The sequence below is a fragment of the Enterobacter sp. ENT03 genome (assembly GCF_019218745.1).
Classification (GTDB): domain Bacteria; phylum Pseudomonadota; class Gammaproteobacteria; order Enterobacterales; family Enterobacteriaceae; genus Enterobacter_D.
On the sequence record NZ_JAHUXA010000001.1, the window covers coordinates 846720 to 873161 of the forward strand.

23 protein-coding genes and 7 tRNA genes are annotated in these 26442 nt (G+C 55.4%); 16 read left to right on the forward strand and 14 right to left on the reverse strand.

Annotation, left to right across the window (positions count from 1 at the left end; all coding sequences use genetic code 11):
- Positions 1-4: 4 nt before the first annotated feature.
- The 13 genes from KW828_RS04035 to nagE all read right to left on the reverse strand — a co-directional run bounded on the left by KW828_RS04035 (position 5) and on the right by nagE (position 13738).
- A complete protein-coding gene (locus KW828_RS04035) occupies positions 5-730 on the reverse strand; it encodes a C40 family peptidase (protein ID WP_218335089.1) in 726 nt (241 codons plus the stop codon).
- Between the two features lie 6 nt (positions 731-736).
- Positions 737-1684: a putative lateral flagellar export/assembly protein LafU gene (gene lafU / locus KW828_RS04040; protein WP_218335091.1), complete on the reverse strand. Its 948-nt coding sequence runs from the start codon at positions 1682-1684 to the stop codon at positions 737-739.
- Positions 1684-2550 (reverse strand): flagellar motor stator protein MotA, encoded by an 867-nt coding sequence (gene motA / locus KW828_RS04045; protein ID WP_218335093.1) that lies wholly within the window; start codon positions 2548-2550, stop codon positions 1684-1686. The genes lafU and motA overlap by 1 nt, the downstream gene beginning before the upstream one ends.
- Positions 2551-2598: 48 nt before the next feature.
- The gene (locus tag KW828_RS04050; RefSeq protein WP_256349967.1) at positions 2599-3312 is read right to left on the reverse strand and encodes a FliA/WhiG family RNA polymerase sigma factor; all 714 of its coding nucleotides are present in this window, start codon (positions 3310-3312) and stop codon (positions 2599-2601) included.
- 26 nt (positions 3313-3338) lie between these two features.
- Positions 3339-3818, reverse strand: a complete 480-nt coding sequence (locus KW828_RS04055; RefSeq protein WP_218335095.1) for a flagellar basal body-associated FliL family protein — start codon at positions 3816-3818, stop codon at positions 3339-3341.
- A 6-nt stretch (positions 3819-3824) separates the two neighbouring features.
- Positions 3825-4880 carry a flagellar hook-length control protein FliK gene (locus tag KW828_RS04060; RefSeq protein WP_218335097.1) on the reverse strand — a complete coding sequence of 352 codons (1056 nt, stop codon included), beginning with the start codon at positions 4878-4880 and terminating at the stop codon, positions 3825-3827.
- Positions 4880-5197 carry a flagellar protein FliT gene (locus KW828_RS04065; protein ID WP_218335099.1) on the reverse strand — a complete coding sequence of 106 codons (318 nt, stop codon included), beginning with the start codon at positions 5195-5197 and terminating at the stop codon, positions 4880-4882. The genes KW828_RS04060 and KW828_RS04065 overlap by 1 nt, the downstream gene beginning before the upstream one ends.
- Positions 5198-5200: 3 nt before the next feature.
- Positions 5201-5593 (reverse strand): flagellar export chaperone FliS, encoded by a 393-nt coding sequence (gene fliS, locus KW828_RS04070; RefSeq protein WP_218335101.1) that lies wholly within the window; start codon positions 5591-5593, stop codon positions 5201-5203.
- 27 nt (positions 5594-5620) lie between these two features.
- Positions 5621-6937, reverse strand: a complete 1317-nt coding sequence (gene fliD, locus KW828_RS04075) for a flagellar filament capping protein FliD (RefSeq protein ID WP_218335103.1) — start codon at positions 6935-6937, stop codon at positions 5621-5623.
- 196 nt (positions 6938-7133) lie between these two features.
- Positions 7134-8039 (reverse strand): lateral flagellin LafA, encoded by a 906-nt coding sequence (lafA, locus tag KW828_RS04080; protein WP_218335105.1) that lies wholly within the window; start codon positions 8037-8039, stop codon positions 7134-7136.
- Between the two features lie 138 nt (positions 8040-8177).
- A complete protein-coding gene (gene chiP, locus KW828_RS04085) occupies positions 8178-9575 on the reverse strand; it encodes a chitoporin (RefSeq protein WP_218335107.1) in 1398 nt (465 codons plus the stop codon).
- A gap of 385 nt (positions 9576-9960) precedes the next feature.
- The gene (gene glnS, locus KW828_RS04090; protein ID WP_218335108.1) at positions 9961-11628 is read right to left on the reverse strand and encodes a glutamine--tRNA ligase; all 1668 of its coding nucleotides are present in this window, start codon (positions 11626-11628) and stop codon (positions 9961-9963) included.
- A gap of 160 nt (positions 11629-11788) precedes the next feature.
- The gene (gene nagE / locus KW828_RS04095; RefSeq protein WP_218335110.1) at positions 11789-13738 is read right to left on the reverse strand and encodes a PTS N-acetyl glucosamine transporter subunit IIABC; all 1950 of its coding nucleotides are present in this window, start codon (positions 13736-13738) and stop codon (positions 11789-11791) included.
- Positions 13739-14061: 323 nt separating this feature from the next.
- On the opposite strand from nagE, the gene nagB reads away from it, so the two are divergent.
- The 12 genes from nagB to KW828_RS04155 all read left to right on the forward strand — a co-directional run bounded on the left by nagB (position 14062) and on the right by KW828_RS04155 (position 20898).
- Entirely contained in the window at positions 14062-14862 is an 801-nt protein-coding gene (gene nagB, locus KW828_RS04100) for a glucosamine-6-phosphate deaminase (RefSeq protein WP_218335112.1), read from the forward strand.
- Between the two features lie 63 nt (positions 14863-14925).
- Positions 14926-16074, forward strand: coding sequence for an N-acetylglucosamine-6-phosphate deacetylase (nagA, locus tag KW828_RS04105; protein ID WP_218335114.1), 1149 nt, complete (start codon positions 14926-14928; stop codon positions 16072-16074).
- 9 nt (positions 16075-16083) lie between these two features.
- Positions 16084-17304, forward strand: coding sequence for an N-acetylglucosamine repressor (locus tag KW828_RS04110; RefSeq protein WP_218335116.1), 1221 nt, complete (start codon positions 16084-16086; stop codon positions 17302-17304).
- A 43-nt stretch (positions 17305-17347) separates the two neighbouring features.
- Entirely contained in the window at positions 17348-18100 is a 753-nt protein-coding gene (locus KW828_RS04115) for an HAD-IIA family hydrolase (protein ID WP_218335118.1), read from the forward strand.
- A gap of 242 nt (positions 18101-18342) precedes the next feature.
- Positions 18343-20007 carry an asparagine synthase B gene (asnB, locus tag KW828_RS04120; RefSeq protein ID WP_218335120.1) on the forward strand — a complete coding sequence of 555 codons (1665 nt, stop codon included), beginning with the start codon at positions 18343-18345 and terminating at the stop codon, positions 20005-20007.
- Positions 20008-20195: 188 nt separating this feature from the next.
- A tRNA-Met gene (locus KW828_RS04125) sits at positions 20196-20272 on the forward strand.
- A gap of 10 nt (positions 20273-20282) precedes the next feature.
- A tRNA-Leu gene (locus tag KW828_RS04130) sits at positions 20283-20367 on the forward strand.
- Positions 20368-20389: 22 nt separating this feature from the next.
- A tRNA-Gln gene (locus tag KW828_RS04135) sits at positions 20390-20464 on the forward strand.
- Positions 20465-20501: 37 nt separating this feature from the next.
- Positions 20502-20576: transfer RNA gene (locus KW828_RS04140), tRNA-Gln, on the forward strand.
- Positions 20577-20605: 29 nt separating this feature from the next.
- Positions 20606-20682 (forward strand) — tRNA-Met (locus KW828_RS04145).
- Between the two features lie 46 nt (positions 20683-20728).
- Positions 20729-20803, forward strand: a tRNA-Gln gene (locus KW828_RS04150).
- Positions 20804-20823: 20 nt separating this feature from the next.
- A tRNA-Gln gene (locus KW828_RS04155) sits at positions 20824-20898 on the forward strand.
- A gap of 98 nt (positions 20899-20996) precedes the next feature.
- On the opposite strand, the gene ubiF is transcribed toward KW828_RS04155, so the two are convergent.
- Positions 20997-22172, reverse strand: coding sequence for a 3-demethoxyubiquinol 3-hydroxylase (ubiF, locus tag KW828_RS04160; RefSeq protein ID WP_218335122.1), 1176 nt, complete (start codon positions 22170-22172; stop codon positions 20997-20999).
- A gap of 146 nt (positions 22173-22318) precedes the next feature.
- Between ubiF and miaB the strand changes: the two genes are divergently transcribed.
- From miaB to corC, 4 genes are all read left to right on the forward strand, one after another.
- A complete protein-coding gene (gene miaB / locus KW828_RS04165) occupies positions 22319-23743 on the forward strand; it encodes a tRNA (N6-isopentenyl adenosine(37)-C2)-methylthiotransferase MiaB (protein WP_218335124.1) in 1425 nt (474 codons plus the stop codon).
- A gap of 167 nt (positions 23744-23910) precedes the next feature.
- Positions 23911-24957 carry a PhoH family protein gene (locus KW828_RS04170; protein ID WP_218335125.1) on the forward strand — a complete coding sequence of 349 codons (1047 nt, stop codon included), beginning with the start codon at positions 23911-23913 and terminating at the stop codon, positions 24955-24957.
- Positions 24954-25421 (forward strand): rRNA maturation RNase YbeY, encoded by a 468-nt coding sequence (gene ybeY / locus KW828_RS04175; protein ID WP_218335127.1) that lies wholly within the window; start codon positions 24954-24956, stop codon positions 25419-25421. The genes KW828_RS04170 and ybeY overlap by 4 nt, the downstream gene beginning before the upstream one ends.
- Before the next feature lie 103 nt (positions 25422-25524).
- A complete protein-coding gene (gene corC / locus KW828_RS04180) occupies positions 25525-26403 on the forward strand; it encodes a CNNM family magnesium/cobalt transport protein CorC (protein WP_218335129.1) in 879 nt (292 codons plus the stop codon).
- Positions 26404-26442: the final 39 nt, after the last annotated feature.

Below are 26442 nucleotides of genomic sequence, written 5' to 3' on the forward strand. Positions count from 1 at the left end.
CGCCTTAGCGCACCGTATTATTCATAATGACCCGTCGCCCGCCCAGAAAATGCCGCTGCCAGTATTCCTCGTTCAGATAACTGATACGGATCCGCTCCCCCGTTCGCGGGGATTCAATAAATCGCCCGTCCCCCAGATAAACCCCCATATGATCCGCTTTGCGATCGCTGTGAATACGAAAAAAGAGTAAATCGCCGCGCTGTAAATCCCGGTCTGAAATATTTCGCGCCTGCGGGAAGTGGTACATCGCATCGGCGGTGCGCGGCAGTTTGGTCGCCAGCATGCTGTTATAGGCGTAATAGACCAGCCCGCTACAATCGAACCCCTCCTCCGGCGTCTCGCCGCCCCAGACGTAGGGTTTACCCAGTTGCTGTTGCAGGCGGTGGATGATGGTGTCGGTGACGTGCAGCAGATAGCGGTTGTTCACCAGCCCCGTGCCGTCCTGCAAATGCGTGCGCAGCGGTGTAAACCATTCCGGATGTTGCTCCAGCCGACGGCGGTTTTGCGCGCGCAGAGCGGCTTTTGCACTGGCGTCGCCGCGCACCACCGGCGTGGTGTGGGCGACTTTCAGTTGCTGCTTTAAGCGTAACAGTTCGCGGTTATGCTGGCGCTCACGCGCCGCATAGCTGAGCGTGCGGTTAACCGTCGCACCCTGAGGTGCGCAAACGGCATGGCTGCTGGCGACCAGGGTGGTCAGCAACATGATGGTGTTGAGTCTGAATAAAAACATAAGCGCTTAACGTGAAGGTGAGGGACCCGCGGGCAACTGCTGGTCGAGGCGCGTCGCCAGCGGTTTCACGACCTTCTCCCCTTGTGAGCCAAAGAACTGGTACAGGGTGTCGGCGGCGGAATGGGTGAGCACCATAATTTCGATACGACGGTTACTGGCACCGGCGGGATCGGCGGCATCGAGCAGCATCTGATCGGCCATGGCACTGACCTGCATGACTTTGTTGGTCGGCATACCCGCCTGCTCCATCACCCGCCGCGCGGAGAGCGCACGATCGCCGGAGAGATTCCAGTTGTTGTACTGCCGGGCGTCGCCTTTGTACGGCATGGCATCGGTGTGGCCGGTGATCATGATTTTGTTGTCCAGCGAGTCGAATACGGGCGTCAGTTCGCTGAGCAGCACCCGGAAGAACGGCATGATCTTCGCGCTGCCGCGCTCAAACATATTACGGTTCTGGTTATCTTTGATCAGAATGCGCAGCCCCTGGGGGACGATCTCCATTTCAAGATTGCTGTCCATATGCGCTTTCAGGGCGATTTCGTTGATGCTGTTGGCCAGCTCGCCCAGTTCGCTGGCGGATTTTTTCTTCATCTCCGCCATCTTTTTACTGCTTTCCTGCGCTTTCTCTTCACTCTTCTGATCAATGACCGCGTCGCGCTGGCCCGGATGCGGGATCGGTTTACTGTTGATTTTCTTCGCCAGGCTGCTTAACGGCGAAATACCGTTGCCGTTAAAAATCGAGTGGCCATGCAGCGCGGCGACGATATTTTCGCGATCGGTCTGGCTGACGCTGTTGACGATCCACAGCGTCATAAACAGCGCCATCATCGCCAGCGTGAAGTCGGCGAACGCCACTTTCCAGGCGCCGCCGTGGTGTCCGGCGTGACTCTTTTTGATCTGACGGCGGATAATGGTGGTTTGCGTGCCACGGTTGCGGCGGTTGGCAGCGCGCATTACTCCTCCTGCTCCAGCATGGCGTTCACCCACGCATCCAGATTGGCGAAGGTCGGTTTTGACGCCAGATGCAGCAGTTTACGCCCGGCGTCCACCGCCAGCAGGGTCGGTTTGCCGCCCGCCTGCGCGACCAGCACGGTACGCACGCACTCCAGCAGCGAGTGTTCGGCGCGCGCCTGCTGTTCCATGGCGTTTGCCAGCGGATCCATAAAGCAGTAACAGAAGAAAACGCCAAGAAAGGTGCCCACCAGCGCTGCCGCCACTTTCAGGCCGATCAGCGCAATGGAGCCGTCAATCGACTGCATGGTGATGATAATGCCGAGCACTGCCGCGCAGATGCCGAAGCCCGGCATCGCCTCGGCGGTACGTTGCAGAGAGCGGGACGGCGCCATCAGCTCGCCTTCAATGGTTTCCAGCTCCTGATCGAGAATGCCTTCCAGTTCGTGGGCGTCGATTTTGCCCATCGCCATCAGGCGGAAGTTATCGGCGATAAACATCACCAGCCGTTTTTGTTTGAGCACCAGCGGAAATTTTTGAAAAATCGTACTCTCTTCCGGCTGTTCGATATGCTGATCGAGGGTGCGCAGACCGCCGGTCTGTACGGCTTCCAGCAGTTCGTAGAGGCACATCAGCAACTGACGCTGGAATTCTGCGCCCATATTCTTTTTGCTGATCACGCCTTTAATTTGATGGACGATCTCTTTTAACACATGCAGCGGATTACCGATGATCATCGCGCCAATACCGGCCCCTAAAATAATCACGATTTCCGCTGGCTGCCAGATAGCAATTAACTGCCCGCCCGCTTCAAAATAACCACCGAATACACAACCTAAAACAATCAGTAAACCAAATAACTTTTGCATAACACCTCTGCGAACCCGCCGGGCAGGTTCTTATTACGTAAGAAACAATTAATGTGCGGCGAAATATTCTTTGAGTTTTTGCGCAATCTTTTTATTTAACTGGCAAATACGGGCTTCGGTCAGCCCGAGCACTAACGCAATCTCTTTAAAATTCATATCCTGCTGGTAATAGAGAAACAGGATCTGCTGCTCTTTTTCGCTTAACTGGGTGAGCGCTTTCGCCAGCATATGCTGGTTGATCACCTGCTCTTCCAGGCGGCGGCTTTCCAGCGGTACGGCGCTGTGATCGCCGTCCAGCAGTTCATCGAGGCTGGCGAGGCTGGCGGCCCCTTCCAGACTTAAGTATTCCCGGTAATCTTCCGCGCTGATGCCTTCAGCGGCCAGTTCGTGCGACTCAGGTTCACGGCCAAGGGTTTTCCGCACCGCGCGAATGGCATCGTTGACCTGATGGAATTTTTGCCGCAACTGGCGCGGACGCCAGTCGAGGCTGCGCAGTTCATCCAGTACCGCACCGCGTATACGCTGCACCGCATAGCCGCCGAAACCGTCATCCGGCGCACCATAACGGCGAATGGCTTCCAGCAAGCCCATTAGCGCGATCTGTTCCATATCCTGCTTGTCCATCACCGCGTTGCACTGTGGCGCGAGCTGACGAACGACCTTTCGCACCAACGGCAGGTAAGCCTGTAAATAGTGGCTCTCCTCCGCGGGTGTTAATGACGGCAGGGTCTGGAATTCCTGAATTTCCCAGGCGAGTGTCATGATGTTATTTCCGTTATTTTCCGCCGTTACTGATAAACCACTTTTTTCAGTAAGACGTCGCTGTAGGGCGCGGGAATATCCCGCGCCTTGAGTTGCGTTTTGAGGGCATTAAGCAGGGTTTGCTTTATTTCACTGATTTTTAATTTCCGCACGTCGCTATATTGCATATCGGATAACGTAGAGACGATGATGCTTTGATATAACGGTTCGTCGGCGAGAATTTTTTTCGAGGCTTTTTCATCGTCTGCCACCATCGCGACTTCCAGCAACATATAACGATCGTTGCCGGTATCGTCGTGCAGCGTAATCAACGATTCCGGCAGGGTGACAAAGACCTCATCGCCCTCCTTCTTCGCTTTCTTTTGAATGTTATTTTTTGCCGAGTGCGGATCGGGCGCGTGCGGCGCCTGATCTTTCATATAATAAATGACGCCGACAGCGGCACCGCCACCGACGAAAATCGCGAGCGTGGCGGCAAATAAGCCGACCATAATTGTTTTTTTCATGAGCCTCTACACTTTGATCAGGACAGCGTCATGCTGTCCGGCTAGGGTGGTTTCTTCTTCCAGTTCGACGGCAGAGCGGATCTGCGGCGACTGCTGTTGTGACTGCCTTTCCTGCTGCTGTTGCGACTGCCCCTCCTGCGAGACATTCACCTCAACGCCGACAAAGTTCTGCCCGGTGAGCTGCTGGCGCAGGTTGTCACTGAGCTGTTGCAACGAGCGGCAGACATCGGCCTGGCTGGCCCCGATATGCACCACCAGCTTGCCCGCCTCCAGATGGATGGCGATCTCAAGCTTGCCCAGCGACGGCGGATCCAGACGGATGGTCGAGCTTTGCTGCTGCTGACCAATTTGAAAGTGGATGCGATCTTTGAGCAGGCTGGTGAGTTTCTCACCCCATTCACTGGTGTCGGCGGGCAGACTGAGCGGCTGCGCCTGCGCGTGGGTCGTCTCCGGCTGTCGCATTTCACTGGCAAAGGTGGTGCTCGCCAGTACGGTGGGCGTCAAAGTTTCGCGACGCGGTGGCGTTGTGGCCTCGACGCGAGGGGCGGTGCGTATATCGCGGGGCGTCGCGCGGGGCTGGGTTGTGTCATGCTGACGCGGCGCGATGGCGTTCAGATCTTGCGCCGCGCTGCGGGCGAGCCGGGCCTGCTGCTGCGGGGTTTCACCGCTTACCGGCTGCGCGGCGAGTAAGCTCGCCATGACCGCCTGCAGTTTGGGCGAATCGGTGAGCAGGCTGGCGACCGGATCGGTGAGGGGTTGCGGGCGGCTTTCGGATTTAACGCCGATGCCCGCGTGGGCAACCGTCTGCATCAGCGGTTCGCTGAGTGGACTGGCCGTAACCGGCTCGCTGGCGGGCGGTGTTAAGAAGTGTGCCAGCAGTAGATCCAGCTGTTCGCGCGGATCGGCAATGATTTTCTCCGCCGGGCGCGCGCGTTCTGCCTGCTTAAGATGACGCAGATCCGGCAGCGTAAACCCGTCTGCGCTGCCGCCTGCCGACGGTTGCACCGGCAGCGCAGACAGCAGTTGTCCCATCGCCTCTGAGAGTAATGACAGTGTTTTCATTATTTTTGCTCCGCCACCAGATTCACCATTGAGTAAGCCAGCCGGCCTTCCTGCTGCCGACGGTGTTTTTCCATCCGCGCCTGTAGCTGTCCGGCCCGCGCCTGACGGCGGGCGATCATCTGCGCAAAACCGTCGCGCAGCCGGGTTTTCAGCGCGGCCAGTTCCGCAGGCGAAACCGGTTCGGCGGTGTATTGTTCAAACAGCATCATTAGCCGCCGGTGCAGCGCGGGCAGACGTCGCCAGCGCTGTTTGTCGAGGCTCTCGTTCATCGCTGCCAGCAGACTTTCAATCTGCTGGCGCAGTGCGTCCTGGCTCATGGGTTAGCCCAGTTTTTGCGACAGGCCTTCCCAGCCTTCGCGCAGGTTGGAGAGGATGACCACCACTTCGTCGATCTTCGCCGTCGACATTTGACCGCTGGCTTCGTACAGGCGGTAGACGCAGTGGTCGTAAAGCCGCGCGAGGTTGAGCACCAGATCGCCGCCGTTGTCGAACTCCAGCGAACTGGTCAGGGCATTAAGAATGTCGATGCATTTGTTTATGCTCTGCGCTTTGCGCTCGTAACGTTTGTTTTCGATGTGGCTTCTGGCGCGTTCCAGCTCGTCCATCAGTCCGGCGTAGAGCACCAGCACCAGATCCAGCGGCGAGGCTGACGCGGTGCGGGCAGCCAGATCCATCTCTTTGTATTGGGTGTAACCATTATCTGAAGCGTACATCTTGTCTTGACCTTTTCGGGTGGCGGCTTACATGAAGGCCGCCATGCTCATTTGCATATTTTCAATTTCAACTATCGTGGCGGTGAACTCTTCCAGATAGCGATCGTAAGAGGTGTTGTAACGGGTCTTGAGGTCATCAACGCTGCTGGTGACTTTTTCCTGTTTGTCGTCGAGGTTGCTCTGCCGCTGCGAGATGATGCCGTCGGTGTCGTCAAGCCAGGTTTCCATCAGGCTGTCGAGCTGGGCGGTCATGCTGTCAGGGCCGACGAACAGGGATGTCAGGCCATCCGGGTTTGCTTCCATCGCCGCGTCGAATTTTTCACTGTCGATTTGCAGATGCCCGTCAGAATCCAGCGTGATGCCGTAATCGACAATCGACACGCCGTTATAGGTGGCGTGCGTGATGTCCTCGATTTGCCGCTCCAGCGATGAGATCCCCGCGTCGCCTGCCAGTGGCCCGGCGGATCCCGTGCCGCCGCCGTTTGTGGTGAGCGCATCAAGGGTGTCCACCAGCGTGTTATAGGCATCGACAAAGGTCTGCACCTTGGTCTGGGTGGCGCTGGGATCGTTTTTGACGTTAAAGGTCAGCGGTTCGCCATCGGTGGACTCTTCGGCGAAGGTAATGCTGAGGCCGGGAATGAGATCGTTATAGGTGTTGCTGCCGCTGGTGATCATCACCCCGCTTTCCGGCGAGCTGCCGAGGTAGACCACCGAGTCCTGCGCCACCGCCAGATCTTTCTGGTTGCTGATGTCAGTGGCGAACGCTGAGGCCGGATCGATGCCGCTGGCGGAGACGGTAAAGGCGTTTTCCGCGCCGGTTTCATCGGCGGTGAGCATCAGGGTGGTGGCCCCATCGGTGTTGACAATGGTGGCGGTGATGCCCGGATTATCCGGCGAATCGTTGATCGCATCCGCCAGTTCTGCCACCGACACGCTGCCGTCAACGTTGGAATCGACCGTGCTGAGATCAATGTCCATTTCACTGTCACCCATGGTAATGGTGAAGGTGCCGCTGCCGGGTATGTCGCCATCGGCAAAGGCCAGCGTGGACTGCTGCGCGGTCGCCAGCTGATCGACAAAGAAGGTGTATGAGCCTTCCTCGGCGGTGGAGTCGGCGGTGATGGTCGCCGAGTCGTTGTTGGCGTTAACGGTGTTGACCACCGGACCGCCCGTCTCGCTGTTCAGCGCATCTGCCGCACTCTGGAACGCCGTCAGGGCGCTGTCGAGGTTGTCCAGCGCGCTGGTTTGCGTATTGATGTCGTTTTGCTGGCGCGTGAGCGATGACGCCTTGGTGGAGATGTCCATCAGGGCGAATTTTTTCGCAATCTGCTGCGGGTTAATCATGTGCTGCTCCGTTCAGATTTCATGGCTGATAATTAGCAATTGCCATGCCAATAATTTTTCGTATAAAAATCAACAAGATGAATTCCATGCGGAAGGCTATTTTCCGCCTGATGCGGAAGGGTTTTGTCTTTCCTGCCGCCCGGCGGCAAAAAAAAACACCGCCCTGGGGCGGTGCTTAACGTCAGCGTCGGGCCGATTACTGCAGCAGGCTGGAAACCATGCCTGACATGCTGTTGGACTGTTTCAGCATGGTGATACTGGTCTGCATCAGTACCTGCTCTTTGGACATGTTGGACGCTTCCGCCGCGTAGTCGGTATCCATGATGTTACCGATCGCCACGTTGGTGTTGTCCTGCATGCTTTGCAGGTTGTTGGCGGTGTCATTCAGACGGTTGATGGACGCACCCAGCGTGGACTGGATTTTACCGACTGAGCTCATCACGTTCTGGATGCTGTCGATGGCTGCGGTCGCGGAAGCAGAAGACATCAGTTCGCTGCCGCTTGCGCCAGTGCCGCCGCCGGCACCGTCAGTACCAAAGTCATCCGCGAAGGAGGCGCTGAGGGAGCTGAGAGAGGTGGTCAGCGCATCAACCTGAGAGGAGATGTTCACGGTCATCTGGTCAGTGGCTTCAGAACCGACCTGGAACGTCACGCCTGAACCCTGGGTGAACAGGCCGCTGGCGGATTTGTTGAACAGGTTGGTGCCGCCGTAGGTGGTGTTCTGCATCATGTCGGACATTTCCTGGCCCAGTTCATCGAACTCGGACTGCATAGCCGCACGGTCGTCATCGCTGTACGTTCCGTTAGATGCTTGTGTAGCGAGGTCTTTCATGCGACCCAGAATGTCATTCATTTCGTCAAAAGTGCCGTCAGCGGTTTGCAGCATGGCTGTTGCATCAGCGATGTTGCGTTGTGCAACTGCCATGCCGTCAGACTGTGCGGTCAGGCGGTTAGCAATCTGTTTGCCCGCCGCATCATCCGCAGAGGAGTTGATACGGTTACCGGTGGCCAGGCGCTCCATAGACTGGCTCAGAGAAGCGTTGCTTTTGTTGATGGCGTTGACAGCGGCCATTGAGGCGGCGTTGGTATTAATAGATAACATTTTCCTGCTCCTTGAATTTTATGGGTCTCAATCGAGATGTAGTGATAAAGCGACCACGGGGAGCAAAAATTAAATGGCCGGGAAAAAAATTTAAAAAAAACCCGCTCAGGTGAGCGGGTGAGCCGATGCGGGCAGAAATCAGAAAATGGTGAACGGCGCGATGACGATAAACTTCACGTCTCGCTCATCCTGGAAGATGTTGCCGTAGCCACCGCCGTAGCTGGGGATGTCGGAGTGGTTGTCGTACTGGGTGAAGTGCAGTTTAAACATCGTGCCTTTGGCGCGGCCATCCTGCAGGGTGTAGACCGCATCGAGGCTGTAGGCCGACTCTTTCAGGCGGTAATCGGGATCGTAGTACGCGTCCGGCGTCGCCATCTCTGCCGGTTTTGCATCCCAGGCGTAGACATAAGACGCGCCAACTTGCCAGCCCGGCAGGTTGAGATTTTTCAGATCGTACATCGCGCCAAAGAACACCGCTTTTTCGCCGTCGGCGTTGAAGTCGGAGCGGTTATCCCACCATACGTCCAGTCGACCGTTTGAGGAGGCGTAGGTCGGCGTCATACGTTGCAAGAAGTAGCCCTGCTGCCCTTCCGCTTGCACCCAGGTGCCTTCAAGACGCAGATCGACATCGCCCACTTTGTAGCCAAAGGTCAGCGCCTGTAGCCAGGCGGTGCTGTCATAGAGGTCGTTGACGCTGCGGTCGCTGACTTTATCGCGGGTGCCGTAGAACTGATAGGTGGTGGAGAGCGGGCTGCCGGCGACGTCAAACTTGTAGCTGGCTTTCGCGAAATATTGATCGATATAGCCTTCAGCCTGACCAAACGCCGCTTCCAGCAGCAGATCGTTTTTAAAATCGTACTTCGCGCCCAGCGAGTGCAGATAATCCACTTTGGTTTTCTGATCGTTCTGGTAGAAGTCGTCCATTTCCAGATGCCACGGCGCTTTGTATTCGTTGGTCCACATGTACGAGAAGCTCAGCGCGCCCGCCTCGCCGTAATCGAAGTTAGCGCCCGCTTCCGCCCCTTTATAAGTGCCTGGCATAAAGCTCCAGTGCGGGGCCAGCAGCGTCTGGCCGGTGGGCTGAATGTAGCCGCCGCGCGCCCAGACCGGGCCGTATTTGAATTTGGCCGCCGCTTTGTAGAGGCTGATGCCGCTTTTATCACCGGACCAGTCTTCGTCGTAGGCTTTGTTGCTGGAGGAGAACGCGATTTCGTTCGGGTGGCCGCTTTCGGCGCTTTCCGCCATTTCAATGGCCGTAAAGGCGGCAACGTCAAGGCCGAACATGTCGGCGACATAGCCTGACTGGAAATCTAAGTTGGCGTTCCAGGTGGAGTGCGAGAGGTTGGTTTTGTATTTACCGTCGTTAACGTCTTTCCGGTCGCGCTCACGCTGCCAGTAATAGACGCCGCCGGTCAGGGTGGAATCGTCGATAAATCCGGCGGCGTTAGCCTGCGCGGAAAGGCCCCAGCCCGACATTGCTGTGACACCGGCAACAGCCAGCGCCAGCGTACTACGTTTGCCACTGAACGTACGCATAATGGTTCCTCTTTGACTTAGTAAAATTCGCCTGCAAGTGCAGTAACGATAAATAAAAAAAGCTAAATATAACCGGTGCTTATGAGTTAAAAACTCATGGTTCCGGTGTCATCAAGATTATTTTTCGCGTCGCGAATTATCAACACAATTTAGCGGGGAAAAGATGAGACTATGACGCAGTGCACATAAAAAGTTACATCTGGCAACATGGGATTGAGCGGGGCTAAAAACGCGGGATGTTCAGGGCAGGTATAAGGGCATTATCCGCGGAAAAAATACATTTAATTCGCAGCGCGAATATAAGGATGGCGCGGCAGGCGAGGCATAAAAAATGCCGGTCAGTAGACACTGACCGGCATCAGAATTGCCTGCGGTTGACCTGCGATTACTCGCCGGCTTTCGCCCAGGTATCGCGCAGACCGACGGTGCGGTTAAACACCGGTTTGTCGGCGGTGCTGTGGCGACCATCAAGGCAGAAGTAACCTTCGCGCTCGAACTGGTACGCTTTTTCAGGCTGCGCGGCTTGCAGACTCGGCTCCGCAAAGCCCTGTTTGATCACCAGCGATTCCGGGTTGAGGGTGGTGAGGAAATCTTCCGCCGCCCCTGGGTTTGGTACGCTGAACAGACGATCGTACAGGCGGATTTCCACCGGCAGCGCGTGGGCCGCGCTCACCCAGTGGATCACGCCTTTCACCTTGCGACCATCCGCCGGATCTTTACTCAGCGTATCAGCATCGTAAGAGCAGAAAATGGTGGTGATGTTGCCTGCGGCGTCTTTTTCCACGCGCTCGGCTTTGATTACGTAGGCGTTACGCAGACGCACTTCTTTACCCAGCACCAGGCGCTTGTACTGTTTGTTGGCTTCTTCACGGAAGTCAGCGCGATCGATCCAGATCTCACCGCTGAACGGCACTTCACGGCTGCCCATTTCCGGTTTGTTCGGATGGTTCGGCATGGTAACCATTTCGCTGTCGTTCTGCGGGTAGTTTTCGATCACCAGTTTTACCGGATCGATAACCGCCATCGCACGCGGGGCGTTTTCGTTCAGATCTTCACGAATGCAGGACTCCAGCGACGCGATTTCAATGGTGTTGTCCTGTTTGGTGACGCCGATACGTTTGCAGAACTCGCGTACCGCAGCGGCGGTGTAGCCGCGACGACGCAGACCAGAGATGGTCGGCATACGCGGATCGTCCCAGCCTTCAACGTGCTTGTCAGTGACCAGCAGGTTCAGCTTACGCTTGGACATCACGGTGTATTCCAGATTCAGGCGCGAGAACTCGTACTGACGCGGGTGAACCGGAATGGTGATGTTATCCAGCACCCAGTCGTACAGGCGGCGGTTGTCCTGGAACTCCAGCGTACAGAGCGAGTGGGTGATCCCTTCCAGCGCATCGCTGATGCAGTGGGTGAAATCGTACATCGGGTAGATGCACCACTTGTTGCCGGTCTGGTGGTGTTCCGCAAACTTGATGCGATACAGCACCGGATCGCGCATGACGATAAACGGCGAGGCCATGTCGATTTTGGCGCGCAGGCAGGCAGTGCCTTCTGCGAAGCCGCCGGTGCGCATTTTTTCGAACAGCGCCAGGTTCTCTTCCACGCTGCGATCGCGGAACGGGCTGTTTTTGCCCGGCGCGGTCAGGGTGCCGCGGTATTCGCGGATCTGCTCAGGCGTCAGCTCGTCAACATAAGCGAGGCCTTTGTTGATCAGCTCAACCGCATACTGGTGCAGTTGATCGAAATAATCAGAGGAGTAGCGCACGTCGCCGGACCAGTGAAAACCGAGCCACTGCACGTCGTGTTTGATGGACTCTACGTATTCGATGTCTTCTTTTACCGGGTTGGTGTCATCGAAACGCAGGTTGCACTGGCCCTGGTAATCCTGGGCAATGCCAAAGTTCAGGCAGATGGATTTCGCGTGGCCGATATGCAGATAACCGTTCGGCTCCGGCGGAAAACGGGTGTGCACGGTGCTGTGCTTACCACTGGCCAGATCTTCATCAATGATCTGACGGATAAAGTTACTTGGGCGGGCTTCTGCCTCACTCATCGCGGATTCCTCAAAGCGTCAATAACGGATAACGGCGTATGATCTTATAAGCCGGACGCAGTGACAACCTTTAAGTTCAACAAAAAGCGGGAATACGGGAATGAGGGGCAAAAAAAAGCGGCGGGAAGATCCCGCCGCGGTATAGAGGCACTTTTTGTGATTAGCCTTTGATTTCAAACAGCGGCGTCTGACCTGCCACTACATGACCGTCGGCGTTAATCACCAGGCCACGGAAATCGTCGATGTTGCTGCACACCACCGGGCTTATCATGGAGCGCGCGTTAGCGTTCAGATAGTCCAGATCCATCTCCAGCACCGGCTGACCTGCTGTCACGGTAGCGCCCTCTTCCACCAGACGGGTAAAGCCCTGACCGCCCAGCGCCACGGTATCAATCCCCATGTGCACCACGATCTCGGCACCCTTCTCGGTTTCGAGGCAGAATGCATGGTTGGTATTAAAGATTTTCACGATAGTTCCGGCTGCCGGAGACACCACGGTTTTATCCGTTGGTTTCACTGCCACGCCGTCACCCACCGCTTTGCTGGCAAAGGCTTCATCCGGCACCTGATCCAGCGCCACAACGTCACCGGTTACCGGTGAAACCAGCTGTGCGATAGTCCCGGCATTCGCCACGACCTGAGGCGCGGCAACCGGTGCGGCAGCGGGTTCTGCTGCCACGGTAGCGATTGACGCCGCGACCGGACCACGCGCCACGACACGTTTCATGGCATCGCCCACGGATTCAGCTTTCGCCCCAACAATCACCTGGATACTTTGTTTATTCAGTTTAACGACACCGGAAGCGCCCAGACGTTTACATTGCGCATCGTTAACCCGTGAGGCATCAACGACCGTCAGACGCAGACGCGTAATGCAGGCGTCAATCGCTTTCAGGTTGTCAGAACCGCCTACTGCCGCAACGTAGCTGGTAGCCAGCTGCTCAAGACCTTCTTCCGTATTGCTGTTCGCCTCCGAAAGTACGACATCCTCTTCGGCGGGTTCACGGCCTGGCGTTTTCAGGTTGAATGCGCGAATAACGACGCTGAACACAATGAAGTAGATGGCAAAGAACACCACACCCATCACCAACAGCATCCAGACATTACTGCTCGCCGCTGGCAGGTTGTACATCAACGCGTAGTCGATAGCCCCGGCGGAGAAAGAGAAGCCCGCATGGATACCGAGTGAGGTGGCAATAAACAGGCTCAGCCCTGTCAGCAGCGCATGCAGGAGATACAGCAGCGGAGCCAGGAACATGAACAGGAATTCAAGCGGCTCGGTCACACCGGTCAGGAAAGCGGTGACGGCCACAGAGATCAGCATACCGCCAACCATTGGGCGACGCGCTTTCGGTGCGGCGAAGTACATGGCCAACGCGGCACCCGGCAGACCAAACATCATGATCGGGAAGAAGCCGGACATGAACATACCTGCCGTGCCATCACCCGCGTAGAAGCGGTTAATGTCACCGTGGAACACCGCCCCGGCGGCGTTGGTGAATTCACCAATCTGGAACCAGGCAATGGTGTTCAGTACCTGATGCAGACCGGTCGGGATCAGCAGACGGTTAACGAAGCCAAAGATACCGGATCCAATCGCGCCCATGGACACGATCCATTCACCACCAGCATGGATAGCGTTTTGCACCGGCGGCCAGACATAACCGAAGATGGCGGCCAGCACCAGGCAGAAGAAGCCTGTCGCGATCGGCACAAAACGTTTGCCGCCGAAGAAGCTCAGGAAGTCCGGTAATTTGATGTTGGACCAGCGGTTATAGACCGCGCCGCCCACCAGACCGGTAATAATACCCGCGAGTACGCCCATATTAATTGCCGGGTTAATCGTGACCATCGCTTTGGTCAGGACGAAATACCCTACGGCACCTGCCAGCGCGGCCGCACCGGCACTGTCTTTGGACCATGACGACGCCACACCGATAGCAAATATCAGCGCGAGGTTATCAAATATGGCCCCGCCCGCCTGTGCGATAAAGGCGACGTTCAGCAAATCAGGCTGGCCGAAGCGCAGCAGGAGTGCTGCCACTGGCAACACCGCGATCGGTAGCTGCAACGCCCTACCTAATCGCTGGAAAAAACCTAAAATATTCATGTATTCCCCCTATGAAACCCGTGAGTCTCACTCAAGCTGTTTTTATAATGTAATGAGGCCAGTCAAGATGGCCATCTTTCACTTACTGAATGAGTGTGTGAAAAATTAATTCGCCTCGCAAATTAAACACCGTTTTTTTGTGACTAAAATCACCAAATATCGTTATTCACTCTCCCTGCCGCTGGCTAACATGCAAAACTTATTTTATGATTCAAAAAATCAAGACGGATTGTTGCCACTTGCTGGCGATACTGCGTTACCCTTAAAGAGCAGGCAGCACATACAACCCGTCCACTTATTTATCTAAATTGTAGAGGTGAAACATGAGACTGATCCCCCTGGCAACCGCTGAACAAGTCGGAAAATGGGCTGCCCGTCATATCGTTAATCGCATTAACGCGTTTAAGCCCACCGCGGATCGTCCGTTTGTGCTGGGACTGCCGACCGGGGGCACACCGCTCACCGCCTACAAAGCGCTGGTAGAAATGCATAAATCGGGCCAGGTTAGCTTTAAACACGTCGTCACCTTTAACATGGATGAATACGTCGGTCTGCCGAAAGAACACCCGGAAAGCTATCACAGCTTTATGCACCGCAACTTTTTTGATCACGTTGATATTCCGGCAGAAAATATCAATTTGCTGAATGGTAATGCGCCTGATATTGACGCAGAATGCCGCCAGTATGAAGAAAAAATCCGTGCGTACGGCAAAATTCACCTGTTTATGGGCGGCGTGGGCAACGATGGTCACATCGCGTTCAACGAACCTGCGTCTTCGCTGGCTTCCCGCACCCGTATCAAAACGCTGACCCATGATACCCGCGTGGCAAACTCCCGCTTCTTTGATGGCGATGTGGATTTGGTACCAAAATATGCGCTGACCGTGGGCGTGGGTACGTTGCTGGATGCTGAAGAAGTGATGATCCTGGTGCTCGGCAACGTGAAGGCCCAGGCGCTGCAGGCGGCGGTTGAAGGTAACGTCAACCACATGTGGACCATCAGCTGTCTGCAACTGCACCCGAAAGCCGTGGTGGTGTGTGACGAGCCGTCTACCATGGAATTGAAAGTTAAAACGCTGAAATACTTCAACGAATTAGAAGCTGAAAATATCAAAGGTCTGTAATTGTTTCCGTCCTTGCCGAAAGAAAGGTGAAGGACGGAACGCCATTTTTACCCGGGGGTCGTTATGTATGCTTTAACCCAGTGTCGGATTTTCACCGGCCACGAAATTCTGGATGACCATGCGCTTATTGTCGCCAATGGCCTGATTGACAAACTGTGCCCGCTGTCGGACCTTCCGCCTGACATTGAGCAGCGTTCGCTGGCAGGCGCCATACTGGCCCCCGGTTTTATTGATGTGCAGCTCAACGGCTGCGGCGGCGTGCAGTTTAACGATACCGCAGACGCTGTCAGCGTGGAAACGCTGGAAATCATGCAGCGCGCGAATGAAAAATCGGGCTGCACCAGCTATCTGCCGACGCTGATCACCACCAGCGACGATCTGATGAAACAGGGCGTGCGCGTGATGCGTGAGTACCTGGCGAAACATCCGCATCAGGCGCTGGGTCTGCATCTGGAAGGGCCGTGGCTGAATATCGTCAAAAAAGGCACGCACAATCCGGAATTCGTCCGTAAGCCTGATGCCGCACTGGTGGATTACCTGTGTCAGAACGCCGATGTCATCACTAAAATTACCCTGGCGCCGGAGATGGCGGGCAGCGACACCATCCGCAAACTGGCGGACGCCGGGATTGTGGTGTCTGCCGGGCACTCCAATGCAACGCAAAAAGAAGCCAAAGCAGGTTTTCGCGCGGGCATCCGCTTTGCGACGCATTTATTTAACGCCATGCCGTACATTACGGGCCGCGAGCCGGGTCTGACCGGCGCGATCCTCGATGATGCTGATATTTATTGCGGTATTATTGTCGATGGTTTACATGTTGATTACAGTAACGTGCGTATGGCTAAGCGACTGAAAGGTGAGAAACTTTGCCTGGTCACCGACGCGACCGCGCCCGCAGGTGCAAATATTGAGCAGTTCATTTTTGCTGGTAAAACAATATACTACCGCAATGGACTCTGTGTTGATGAAAACGGCACGCTGAGCGGTTCTGCCCTGACGATGATCGAAGGGGTGAAGAATCTGGTGGAGCACGTCAATATTGCGCTGGATGAAGCCCTGCGCATGGCGACACTCTATCCGGCTCGCGCCATTGGCGTCGACAAGCAGTTAGGCAGTATCGCACCGGGGATGGTCGCTAATCTGACCGCCTTTACGCGCGATTTTAAAGTAATCAAGACCATCGTTAATGGTAACGAGGTCGTCACTGAGTAAGTAAAAAGAATGACATCAGGCGGACAAGCTCAAATTGGTAACGTTGACCTCGTTAAACAACTTAACAGTGCGGCCGTTTACCGCCTGATCGATCAGCACGGACCTATTTCACGCATCCAGATTGCCGATCACAGTCAGCTTGCTCCTGCCAGTGTCACCAAAATTACCCGCCAGCTCATTGAGCGCGGGCTGATTAAAGAAGTCGACCAGCAGGCCTCCACCGGGGGCCGCCGGGCGATTTCTATCATCACCGAAACCCGTAATTTCCAGGCTATTGGCGTCCGTCTGGGCCGCCACGACACCACCCTCACCCTTTACGATCTGAGCAGCAAAACGCTGGCGGAAGAACACTACCCGCTGCCGGAGCGCACGCAGGAAACGCTCGAACACGCGCTGCTTAACACCATCGCCTCCTTTATAGAGAGCAGCCAGCGCAAGATCCGCGAACTGATTGCCATCTCGGTGATCCTGCCGGGACTGGTGGATCCGGAAAGCGGCGTGATCCGCTATATGCCGCATATTCAGGTAGAGAACTGGGGACTGGTGGAGGCGCTGGAAAAACGTTTTAACGTCACCTGTTTTGTTGGCCACGATATTCGTAGCCTGGCGCTGGCGGAGCACTATTTTGGCGCAAGCCAGGACTGCGAAGACTCCATTCTGGTGCGCGTGCATCGCGGCACCGGGGCCGGGATCATCTCTAACGGGCGCATTTTTATCGGCCGTAACGGCAATGTCGGCGAGATTGGTCATATTCAGGTAGACCCCCTCGGCGAACGCTGCCACTGCGGTAACTTCGGCTGTCTGGAAACCGTGGCCGCCAACGCCGCTATTGAACAGCGCGTGCGCCATCTGCTGGAGCAGGGCTATCAGAGCCGCGTGACGCTGGATGACTGTTCCATTAAAGCGATCTGCAAGGCCGCCAATAAAGGCGATCCCCTCGCCTGCGAAGTGGTGGAGCACGTCGGCCGCCATCTCGGTAAAACCATCGCCATCGCGATAAATCTGTTTAATCCGCAAAAAGTGGTGATTGCCGGTGAAATCGTCGAGGCGGAAAAAGTGCTGCTGCCGGCCATCGAAGGCTGCATCAATACGCAGGCGCTAAAAGCCTTCCGCAAAAATTTGCCGGTGGTGCGCTCGACCCTCGACCATCGCTCGGCGATCGGCGCGTTCGCGCTGGTCAAACGTGCGATGCTTAACGGCATCCTGCTGCAACGGTTGCTGGAAAGTTAAGGCGATCATATAGTCGGGCCTTCATTTTTTATCCGGGTAGTCCATGACCATTAAGAATGTAATTTGTGATATTGACGGCGTGCTGATGCATGACAACGTTGCTGTGCCGGGCGCTGCTGAGTTTCTGACACGGGTGATGGAAAAAGGCATGCCGCTGGTGCTGTTAACCAATTACCCGTCGCAAACCGGGCAGGATCTGGCGAACCGTTTTGCTTCAGCAGGTATCGACGTGCCGGACAGCGTGTTTTACACCTCTGCCATGGCAACCGCTGATTTTCTTAAGCGTCAGGAAGGCAAAAAAGCCTACGTGGTGGGCGAAGGCGCGCTGATCCATGAGCTGTATAAAGCTGGCTTTACGATTACCGACATCAATCCTGATTTTGTCATTGTCGGCGAGACGCGCTCTTACAACTGGGAGATGATGCATAAGGCGTCGTTCTTTGTCGCTAACGGCGCACGCTTTATTGCCACTAACCCTGATACTCACGGGCGCGGTTTCTATCCGGCCTGTGGCGCGCTCTGTGCGGGCATCGAGAAAATCTCTGGCCGCAAGCCGTTTGTGGTGGGCAAACCCAGTCCGTGGATTATCCGCGCAGCGCTCAACACCATGCAGGCGCACTCAGAGCATACGGTGATCGTGGGCGATAACCTGCGCACCGATATTCTGGCCGGCTTCCAGGCCGGGCTGGACACCATTCTGGTGCTCTCTGGCGTGTCACAAATCGATGACATCGATAATATGCCGTTCCGCCCGAGCTGGATTTACCCCTCCGTGGCTGAAATCGACGTGATCTGATTGCACTCTTGCCCGGCGGCGCAGGCATGTCGGGCAAATAACCCCATTCAATAAAACCCCTCAAAAATTGCCGATCCGCTAATTATTACACCTTTTTCATGTGCCTTTTTCAGAGATCGGCAACGCGAATTACACTATTTCTTGCCGGTCCGTTAAAACGCTTGCGCCCCCTGCCCCTTTGCGGCATTTTCGTTAACAGGCGAGAAAACAACGCAACATTACAGGGTTAACGGAGAAGGGTTATGTGTTCAATTTTTGGCGTACTGGATATTAAAACTGACGCGGTTGAGCTGCGCAAAAAAGCACTGGAGCTGTCACGTCTGATGCGCCACCGCGGTCCGGACTGGTCTGGCGTCTATGCCGGCGATAAAGCTATTCTTGCCCATGAGCGTCTGTCGATTGTTGACGTCAACGCCGGTGCCCAGCCGCTGTATAACGAACAAAAAACCCATGCGCTGGCCGTTAACGGTGAAATCTACAACCATCAGGCGCTGCGCGCAGAATACGGCGAGCGTTATGCATTTCAGACCGGATCTGACTGTGAAGTGATCCTTGCGCTGTATCAGGAAAAAGGCCCGGAATTTCTCGACGAGTTACAGGGGATGTTTGCCTTCATCCTGTACGACACTGAAAAAGACGCGTACCTGATTGGCCGCGATCATATCGGCATCATCCCGCTGTACATGGGTTATGACGAACACGGCAACCTGTTCATCGCCTCTGAAATGAAAGCGCTGGTGCCGGTGTGCCGCACCATTAAAGAGTTCCCGGCAGGCAGCTACCTGTGGAGCAAAGACGGTGAGATCCGCAGTTACTATCAGCGTGACTGGTTCGACTATGACGCGGTGAAAGATAACGTCACCAACAAAGACGAGCTGCGTAACGCGCTGGAAGAGGCGGTGAAAAGTCACCTGATGTCTGACGTACCCTACGGCGTGCTGCTCTCCGGCGGTCTGGACTCCTCCGTCATCTCGGCGATTACCAAAAAATACGCCGCGCGGCGTGTGGAAGATCAGGAGCGCTCAGAAGCCTGGTGGCCGCAACTGCACTCCTTCGCCGTGGGCCTGGTCGGCTCGCCGGATCTGAAAGCGGCGCAGGAAGTGGCGAACCATCTGGGCACCGTGCACCATGAAATTCATTTCACCGTGCAGGAAGGGCTGGATGCGATCCGCGATGTGATTTATCACATTGAAACCTATGATGTGACGACGATCCGCGCTTCAACGCCGATGTACCTGATGTCACGCAAAATCAAAGCGATGGGCATTAAAATGGTGCTCTCTGGCGAAGGCTCTGACGAAGTGTTTGGCGGCTATCTCTATTTCCACAAAGCGCCGGATGCCAAAGAGCTGCACGAAGAAACTGTGCGTAAATTGCAGGCGCTGCACATGTTTGACTGTGCCCGTGCCAACAAGGCGATGTCTGCCTGGGGCGTGGAAGCCCGCGTGCCCTTCCTGGATAAAAAATTCCTCGATGTGGCAATGCGTATCAACCCGCAGGATAAAATGTGCGGCAACGGCAAGATGGAAAAACATTTGTTGCGTGAATGTTTTGAGTCGTACCTGCCGGCAAGCGTGGCGTGGCGTCAGAAAGAGCAGTTCTCTGATGGCGTGGGTTACAGCTGGATCGACTCGCTGAAAGAAGTGGCCGCGCAGCAGATAACCGATCAGCAACTGGCGACCGCGAGCTACCGTTTCCCGTACAACACGCCGTCCTCGAAAGAAGGCTATCTGTACCGTGAGATTTTTGAAGAACTGTTCCCGGTAGCAAGCGCCGCAGAATGCGTGCCAGGCGGCCCGTCAGTGGCCTGTTCGTCGGCAAAAGCCATCGAATGGGATGAAGCCTTCAAAACCATGAACGATCCATCAGGCCGCGCGGTGGGTGTCCACCAGTCAGCTTACAAATAAGTCGGTGTTATCATTACAGGCCCTGCGGGGCCTGTTTCGTTTAGTTGCTGAATAATGCGCCAGGCTGTTCACAACCCAACCAAACAGTCACAATCCGGCAATTTTCGATGAAAAAGGTATTGACCATCATCGGCCCAATACGCATAATGCGCCCCGCAACGCCGATAAGGTAACGCGAAAAAAAAGATGGCTACGTAGCTCAGCTGGTTAGAGCACATCACTCATAATGATGGGGTCACAGGTTCGATTCCCGTCGTAGCCACCATCTTTTTTTTGCGGGAGTGGCGAAATTGGTAGACGCACCAGATTTAGGTTCTGGCGCCGCAAGGTGTGCGAGTTCAAGTCTCGCCTCCCGCACCATTCCCAGTAAGCGTTGCACGGATGGGGTATCGCCAAGCGGTAAGGCACCGGTTTTTGATACCGGCATTCCCTGGTTCGAATCCAGGTACCCCAGCCACTTTTCTTCGACTCTTGTGTGTAAACACGTCAGTCGTTGGGGTATCGCCAAGCGGTAAGGCACCGGTTTTTGATACCGGCATTCCCTGGTTCGAATCCAGGTACCCCAGCCAGTCGATGGCTGGTAAAGCAGTAAAAATTTGGCTACTTAGCTCAGCTGGTTAGAGCACAGCACTCATAATGCTGGGGTCACAGGTTCGATTCCCGTAGTAGCCACCACATTCTGGAAAGTATTGTGTTACGATACTTTTAGTAAAAAAATTGTTGGGGTATCGCCAAGTGGTAAGGCTCTGGTTTCTGATACCAGCATTCCGAGGTTCGAATCCTCGTACCCCAGCCATTTTCAAAGCACGACCCTGTTGGGGTATCGCCAAGCGGTAAGGCTCTGGTTTCTGATACCAGCATTCCGAGGTTCGAATCCTCGTACCCCAGCCATAAAAAATAAAAAAGCTCGCTTCGGCGGGCTTTTTTGTTTTTGTCTTTTCATACGCATCCTGCACATTCCCGGCAACGTCCTGTCACCGGGCAGAAATTTATAACCCTAACGCGTACTTCAGCGCCTTTGTCTTCAGCACGCCTGCACGCTGCGCCGCCATCAGGCCAAGGTTACGCACCACCCGCAGCGGCCCGAGATTATTGCTGAATCCGGCATAAAACAGATCCATGCCGCTTTGCATAATGAAATTATCCGCCATGCGCCGCCGCTGGTAGCGTTTGAGAATAGCGTGACTGGCCCAGGGTTCACCGACACTGCGCGCGCCCACCAGCACGTCCAGCAGCGCGTCTACATCGCGATAGCCAAGGTTGACGCCTTGCCCCGCCAGCGGGTGAATGGTGTGTGCCGCATCGCCCACCAGTGCAAGACCGGGCTGCACATAGTCCAGCGCATGACGGCGGGTGAGCGGGAAGGCGCCCGCCTGCACCGGCGTCACTTTACCCAGTCGCGCCGGGAAGGTTTTTTCAATTTCCCGCTGTAATTGCATCATATTGAGCGATTTCAGCTGGCGAATGCGTGCCGGACGGTCATACCAGACCAGCGAGGCCCAGTTATCGAACAGCGGCAAAAACGCATGCGGTCCGTCAGGGGTAAACTGCTGCCAGGTGGCATCGCCCGGTTCGTTTTCACACTGCACGGTGATCAACATGCAGGATTGATGGTACTGCCAGGCGTGAATGCCGATCCCCGCCCACTGGCGCACCTGGGAATGCGCCCCGTCGGCGCCAATCACCAGCGTGGCGCGCAGGGTTTCGCCGTCGACAAACTCCAGTTCATGATGATCGCCTTCACGGTGCATTGCACGCAGGCAGGCAGGCGCGCGCAGCGTGATATTTGGATGCTGTTCCAGCGCCTCCCACAGTGCGCGTTGCAGCACGTTGTTTTCCACCATGTAACCCAGCAGCGGCAGCTTCAGTTCAGCCGCGTCGAACAGCACGTGAGCGCTCTCCCACTCCCAGGTTTCAAGCTGTCGGTACGGGTGAGAACGCATCCCCTGCACCGTATCCCACACGCCAAGACTGCGCAGCAGGGACACTGAGGCGGCGCTGATCGCCGAAATGCGCACATCCGGCGCGGCTGCCTTATCAAACAGCGGCGGCGTCGTCTGCTCTATCACCGTTACCTGAAAACCGTGCTGCGCCAGCCCCAGCGCCAGCGCGCTGCCGACCATCCCGCCGCCGACCACGGCCACTTCCGTTGGTTGATTCATCATGGTCATTTTTCCTTATTTTTAATTCCCTTAAGTTTACCGGATTTTTCATTTTCGTGGGGTGGGACATGAACTATGGTCAGCGCCGGATCAAAGCATTACAATACGCGGCCTGCATTCCTGGCGATAAACCGAGCAAGAGCAAGTCGATGACAAAAAAACTCCATATTAAAACCTGGGGCTGTCAGATGAACGAATACGATTCATCAAAGATGGCCGATCTGCTGGATGCCACTCATGGGTATCAGCTTACCGAGGTGGCGGAAGAAGCCGATGTGCTGCTGCTTAACACCTGTTCGATTCGCGAAAAAGCGCAGGAAAAAGTCTTCCATCAGTTAGGTCGCTGGAAATTATTAAAAGAAAAAAATCCCGATCTGATTATTGGCGTCGGCGGCTGTGTGGCCTCGCAGGAAGGCGATCTTATTCGTCAACGCGCCCACTATGTCGACATTGTTTTCGGGCCGCAGACCCTGCACCGCCTGCCGGAGATGATCAATTCCGTGCGCGGTAATCGCAGCCCGGTAGTGGACATCAGCTTCCCGGAAATCGAAAAATTCGACCGTCTGCCGGAACCCCGCGCCGATGGCCCGACCGCCTTTGTCTCTATCATGGAAGGCTGCAATAAATACTGCACCTACTGCGTGGTGCCTTACACCCGCGGCGAAGAAGTCAGCCGTCCGTGCGACGATATTCTGTTTGAAATTGCCCAGCTGGCCGCTCAGGGCGTGCGTGAAGTCAACCTGCTGGGGCAGAACGTCAACGCCTGGCGGGGGGAAAACTACGACGGCACCACCGGCTCCTTTGCCGAACTGCTGCGCCTGGTGGCGGCTATCGACGGTATCGACCGCGTGCGCTTTACCACCAGCCATCCGATCGAATTTACCGATGACATTATTGAAGTCTATCGCGATACCCCAGAACTGGTGAGCTTCCTGCATCTGCCGGTGCAGAGCGGTTCAGACCGCGTGCTGAATCTGATGGGCCGCACTCACACAACGCTGGAATACAAGGCGATTATTCGTAAGCTGCGCGCGGCGCGTCCTGACATTCAGATAAGCTCTGACTTTATCGTCGGCTTCCCGGGCGAAACCACCCAGGATTTCGAGCAGACCATGAAACTGATTGCCGAGGTCAACTTCGACGTCAGCTACAGCTTTATCTTCTCTGCCCGTCCGGGTACGCCCGCCGCGGATATGGTGGACGATGTGCCGGAAGAGGACAAAAAGCAGCGTCTGTACATTTTACAAGAGCGCATCACTCAGCAGGCGATGGCCTGGAGCCGCCGTATGCTGGGCACCACCCAGCGTATTCTGGTGGAAGGCACCTCGCGCAAGAGCGTGATGGAGTTATCCGGTCGCACCGAAAATAACCGCGTGGTGAACTTCGAGGGCACCCCGGACATGATCGGTAAATTTGTCGATGTGGAAATCACCGATGTGCTGACCAACTCCCTGCGCGGCGTGGTCGTGCGCACGGAAGATCAGATGGGCCTGCGCATCAGCGAATCCCCGGAATCGGTGATCGCCCGTACCCGTAAAGAAAATGAGCTGGGCGTGGGTGTTTACCAGCCTTAATCATTGCGGCCTGCCGTCACGGGCAGGCCTTGTTTTTCCCCTCCAGCCCCCCATATCTGTTGTCATGCTTGCGCCTTTTCTCCATGCCGTAAATACTTTCGGTAATGATGACGACATCACGCTGCTCAGCCCGTCGCTGACCGGCTCAAAGGTATAAGAGGATTAATTTGAATACAGAAACCCGCGAAATCAGCCTTGAACCCGCCGATAATGAACGTCTGCTGAGCCTGTGCGGCCCGTTTGATGACAACGTGAAACAGCTCGAACGCCGCCTGGGTATCGAAATCAACCGCCGTGATAACCACTTCAAATTGACCGGTCGCCCGATCAGCGTGAATGCGGCTGCCGATATTCTGCGTAGCCTGTACGTTGACACCGCCCCAATGCGCGGTCAGACGCAGGAGATCGAACCTGAGCAGATCCATCTGGCGATCAAAGAAGCCCGCGTGCTGGAACAGAGTGCGGACAGCGTGCCGGAATACGGCAAAGCAATCCACATTAAAACCAAGCGCGGCGTGATCAAACCCCGTACGCCGAATCAGGCACAGTACGTCGCCAATATTCTCGATCACGACATCACCTTTGGCGTGGGGCCTGCCGGTACCGGTAAGACCTACCTCGCCGTGGCCGCTGCCGTAGACGCCCTGGAGCGTCAGGATGTGCGCCGTATTCTGCTGACCCGCCCGGCGGTAGAAGCTGGTGAAAAGCTGGGCTTCCTGCCTGGTGATTTAAGCCAGAAAGTGGATCCGTATCTGCGCCCACTGTATGACGCGCTGTTCGAAATGCTCGGCTTCGAGAAAGTAGAAAAGCTTATTGAGCGCAACGTGATCGAAGTGGCACCGCTGGCGTACATGCGTGGCCGTACCTTAAACGATGCGTTTATCATTCTTGATGAAAGTCAGAACACCACCATCGAACAGATGAAGATGTTCCTGACGCGTATCGGCTTTAACTCGAAAGCCGTGATCACCGGTGACGTAACGCAGATTGACCTGCCGCGTAACCTGAAATCGGGCCTGCGCCATGCCATTGAAGTGCTGGCTGAGGTGGATGAGATCAGCTTCAACTTCTTCCACAGCGAAGACGTGGTGCGCCACCCGGTGGTAGCCCGTATCGTCAACGCCTACGAGGCCTGGGAAGAGGCCGACCAAAAACGTAAAGCTGAACTGGCCGCCGAGCGCAAACGCGAAGCCCAGCAGCAGGAGCAAAAATGAGTTCTGTGATACTCGATTTACAACTGGCCTGCGAGGATAACGCAGGCCTGCCGTCTGAAGCGCAGTTTCAGAGCTGGCTGAATGCGGTGATCCCCCAGTTCCAGGAAGAGTCGGAAGTCACCATCCGCGTGGTGGATGACGCCGAAAGCCATGAGCTGAATCTGACCTATCGCGGCAAGGATAAGTCCACTAACGTGCTGTCGTTTCCCTTCGAAGCGCCGCCGGGGATTGAAATGCCGCTGTTAGGCGATCTGATTATCTGCCGTCAGGTGGTGGAGCAGGAAGCCCGTGAGCAGGGAAAACCGCTGGATGCGCACTGGGCGCATATGGTGATCCACGGCAGTTTGCACCTGCTGGGGTATGACCATATTGAAGATGAAGAAGCAGAAGAAATGGAAGGCATCGAAACAGAGATAATGCTTGCTCTGGGCTATGAGGATCCGTACATTGCCGAGAAGGAGTAGTCTGTGCGCCGGTTTACCGGCTCGACTGCTTATCATGCCGTCTGGCGCTGAGTTTACGCGTGACGTGCGACGTTTTGACTAACATGAGATCCCACACGACGCCATGAGCGACGACAATTCCCACAGTAACGACACACTTAACAGCAAAAAGGGGTTCTTTTCCCTCTTACTGAGCCAGCTTTTCCACGGTGAACCTAAAAACCGTGATGAATTACTGGCGCTAATCCGTGATTCCGGGCAGAACGATCTTATCGATGAAGATACGCGTGACATGCTCGAAGGGGTAATGGATATTGCCGACCAGCGCGTCCGCGACATCATGATCCCCCGCTCGCAAATGATCACCCTCAAACGCAATCAAAAACTGGATGAATGTCTCGACGTTATCATCGAGTCTGCGCATTCGCGTTTTCCGGTGATCAGCGAAGACAAAGATCACATTGAAGGGATTCTGATGGCCAAAGATCTGCTGCCGTTTATGCGCAGCGATGCAGAAGCCTTTAGCATGGAAAAAGTGTTACGCCAGGCGGTCGTTGTGCCGGAAAGTAAGCGGGTTGACCGCATGCTGAAAGAGTTCCGTTCACAGCGTTACCACATGGCGATCGTCATTGATGAATTTGGTGGCGTTTCAGGTCTGGTGACCATTGAAGATATTCTTGAGTTGATCGTCGGCGAAATCGAAGACGAATACGACGAAGAAGAGGATATCGAGTTCCGCCAGCTTAGCCGTCATACCTGGACGGTACGCGCGCTGGCATCGATTGAAGACTTTAACGACACCTTCGGCACGAACTTCAGCGACGAAGAAGTGGATACCATCGGCGGTCTGGTGATGCAGGCGTTCGGGCACCTGCCTGCGCGCGGCGAATCCATCGACATTGATGGTTACCAGTTTAAAGTTGCGATGGCCGACAGCCGCCGTATTATTCAGGTTCACGTCAGAATACCGGATGATTCTCCCCAGCCAAAACTGGACGAATAAAATCATTACTGGATGAATAAAACCACTACTGGATGAATA

What these genes read in the sequence shown, in the direction of transcription:
- KW828_RS04060 (WP_218335097.1), bottom strand. Translation starts at nt 4,880, where the DNA reads ATGAAAACACTGTCATTACTCTCAGAGGCGATGGGACAACTGCTGTCT.
- lafU (WP_218335091.1), bottom strand. Translation starts at nt 1,684, where the DNA reads ATGCGCGCTGCCAACCGCCGCAACCGTGGCACGCAAACCACCATTATC.
- nagE (WP_218335110.1), bottom strand. Translation starts at nt 13,738, where the DNA reads ATGAATATTTTAGGTTTTTTCCAGCGATTAGGTAGGGCGTTGCAGCTA.
- KW828_RS04065 (WP_218335099.1), bottom strand. Translation starts at nt 5,197, where the DNA reads ATGAGCCAGGACGCACTGCGCCAGCAGATTGAAAGTCTGCTGGCAGCG.
- ybeY (WP_218335127.1), top strand. Translation starts at nt 24,954, where the DNA reads ATGAGTTCTGTGATACTCGATTTACAACTGGCCTGCGAGGATAACGCA.
- motA (WP_218335093.1), bottom strand. Translation starts at nt 2,550, where the DNA reads ATGCAAAAGTTATTTGGTTTACTGATTGTTTTAGGTTGTGTATTCGGT.
- KW828_RS04110 (WP_218335116.1), top strand. Translation starts at nt 16,084, where the DNA reads ATGACATCAGGCGGACAAGCTCAAATTGGTAACGTTGACCTCGTTAAA.
- asnB (WP_218335120.1), top strand. Translation starts at nt 18,343, where the DNA reads ATGTGTTCAATTTTTGGCGTACTGGATATTAAAACTGACGCGGTTGAG.
- nagB (WP_218335112.1), top strand. Translation starts at nt 14,062, where the DNA reads ATGAGACTGATCCCCCTGGCAACCGCTGAACAAGTCGGAAAATGGGCT.
- miaB (WP_218335124.1), top strand. Translation starts at nt 22,319, where the DNA reads ATGACAAAAAAACTCCATATTAAAACCTGGGGCTGTCAGATGAACGAA.
- fliS (WP_218335101.1), bottom strand. Translation starts at nt 5,593, where the DNA reads ATGTACGCTTCAGATAATGGTTACACCCAATACAAAGAGATGGATCTG.
- corC (WP_218335129.1), top strand. Translation starts at nt 25,525, where the DNA reads ATGAGCGACGACAATTCCCACAGTAACGACACACTTAACAGCAAAAAG.
- KW828_RS04050 (WP_256349967.1), bottom strand. Translation starts at nt 3,312, where the DNA reads ATGACACTCGCCTGGGAAATTCAGGAATTCCAGACCCTGCCGTCATTA.
- ubiF (WP_218335122.1), bottom strand. Translation starts at nt 22,172, where the DNA reads ATGATGAATCAACCAACGGAAGTGGCCGTGGTCGGCGGCGGGATGGTC.
- glnS (WP_218335108.1), bottom strand. Translation starts at nt 11,628, where the DNA reads ATGAGTGAGGCAGAAGCCCGCCCAAGTAACTTTATCCGTCAGATCATT.
- nagA (WP_218335114.1), top strand. Translation starts at nt 14,926, where the DNA reads ATGTATGCTTTAACCCAGTGTCGGATTTTCACCGGCCACGAAATTCTG.
- KW828_RS04035 (WP_218335089.1), bottom strand. Translation starts at nt 730, where the DNA reads ATGTTTTTATTCAGACTCAACACCATCATGTTGCTGACCACCCTGGTC.
- fliD (WP_218335103.1), bottom strand. Translation starts at nt 6,937, where the DNA reads ATGATTAACCCGCAGCAGATTGCGAAAAAATTCGCCCTGATGGACATC.
- KW828_RS04115 (WP_218335118.1), top strand. Translation starts at nt 17,348, where the DNA reads ATGACCATTAAGAATGTAATTTGTGATATTGACGGCGTGCTGATGCAT.
- lafA (WP_218335105.1), bottom strand. Translation starts at nt 8,039, where the DNA reads ATGTTATCTATTAATACCAACGCCGCCTCAATGGCCGCTGTCAACGCC.
- KW828_RS04055 (WP_218335095.1), bottom strand. Translation starts at nt 3,818, where the DNA reads ATGAAAAAAACAATTATGGTCGGCTTATTTGCCGCCACGCTCGCGATT.
- chiP (WP_218335107.1), bottom strand. Translation starts at nt 9,575, where the DNA reads ATGCGTACGTTCAGTGGCAAACGTAGTACGCTGGCGCTGGCTGTTGCC.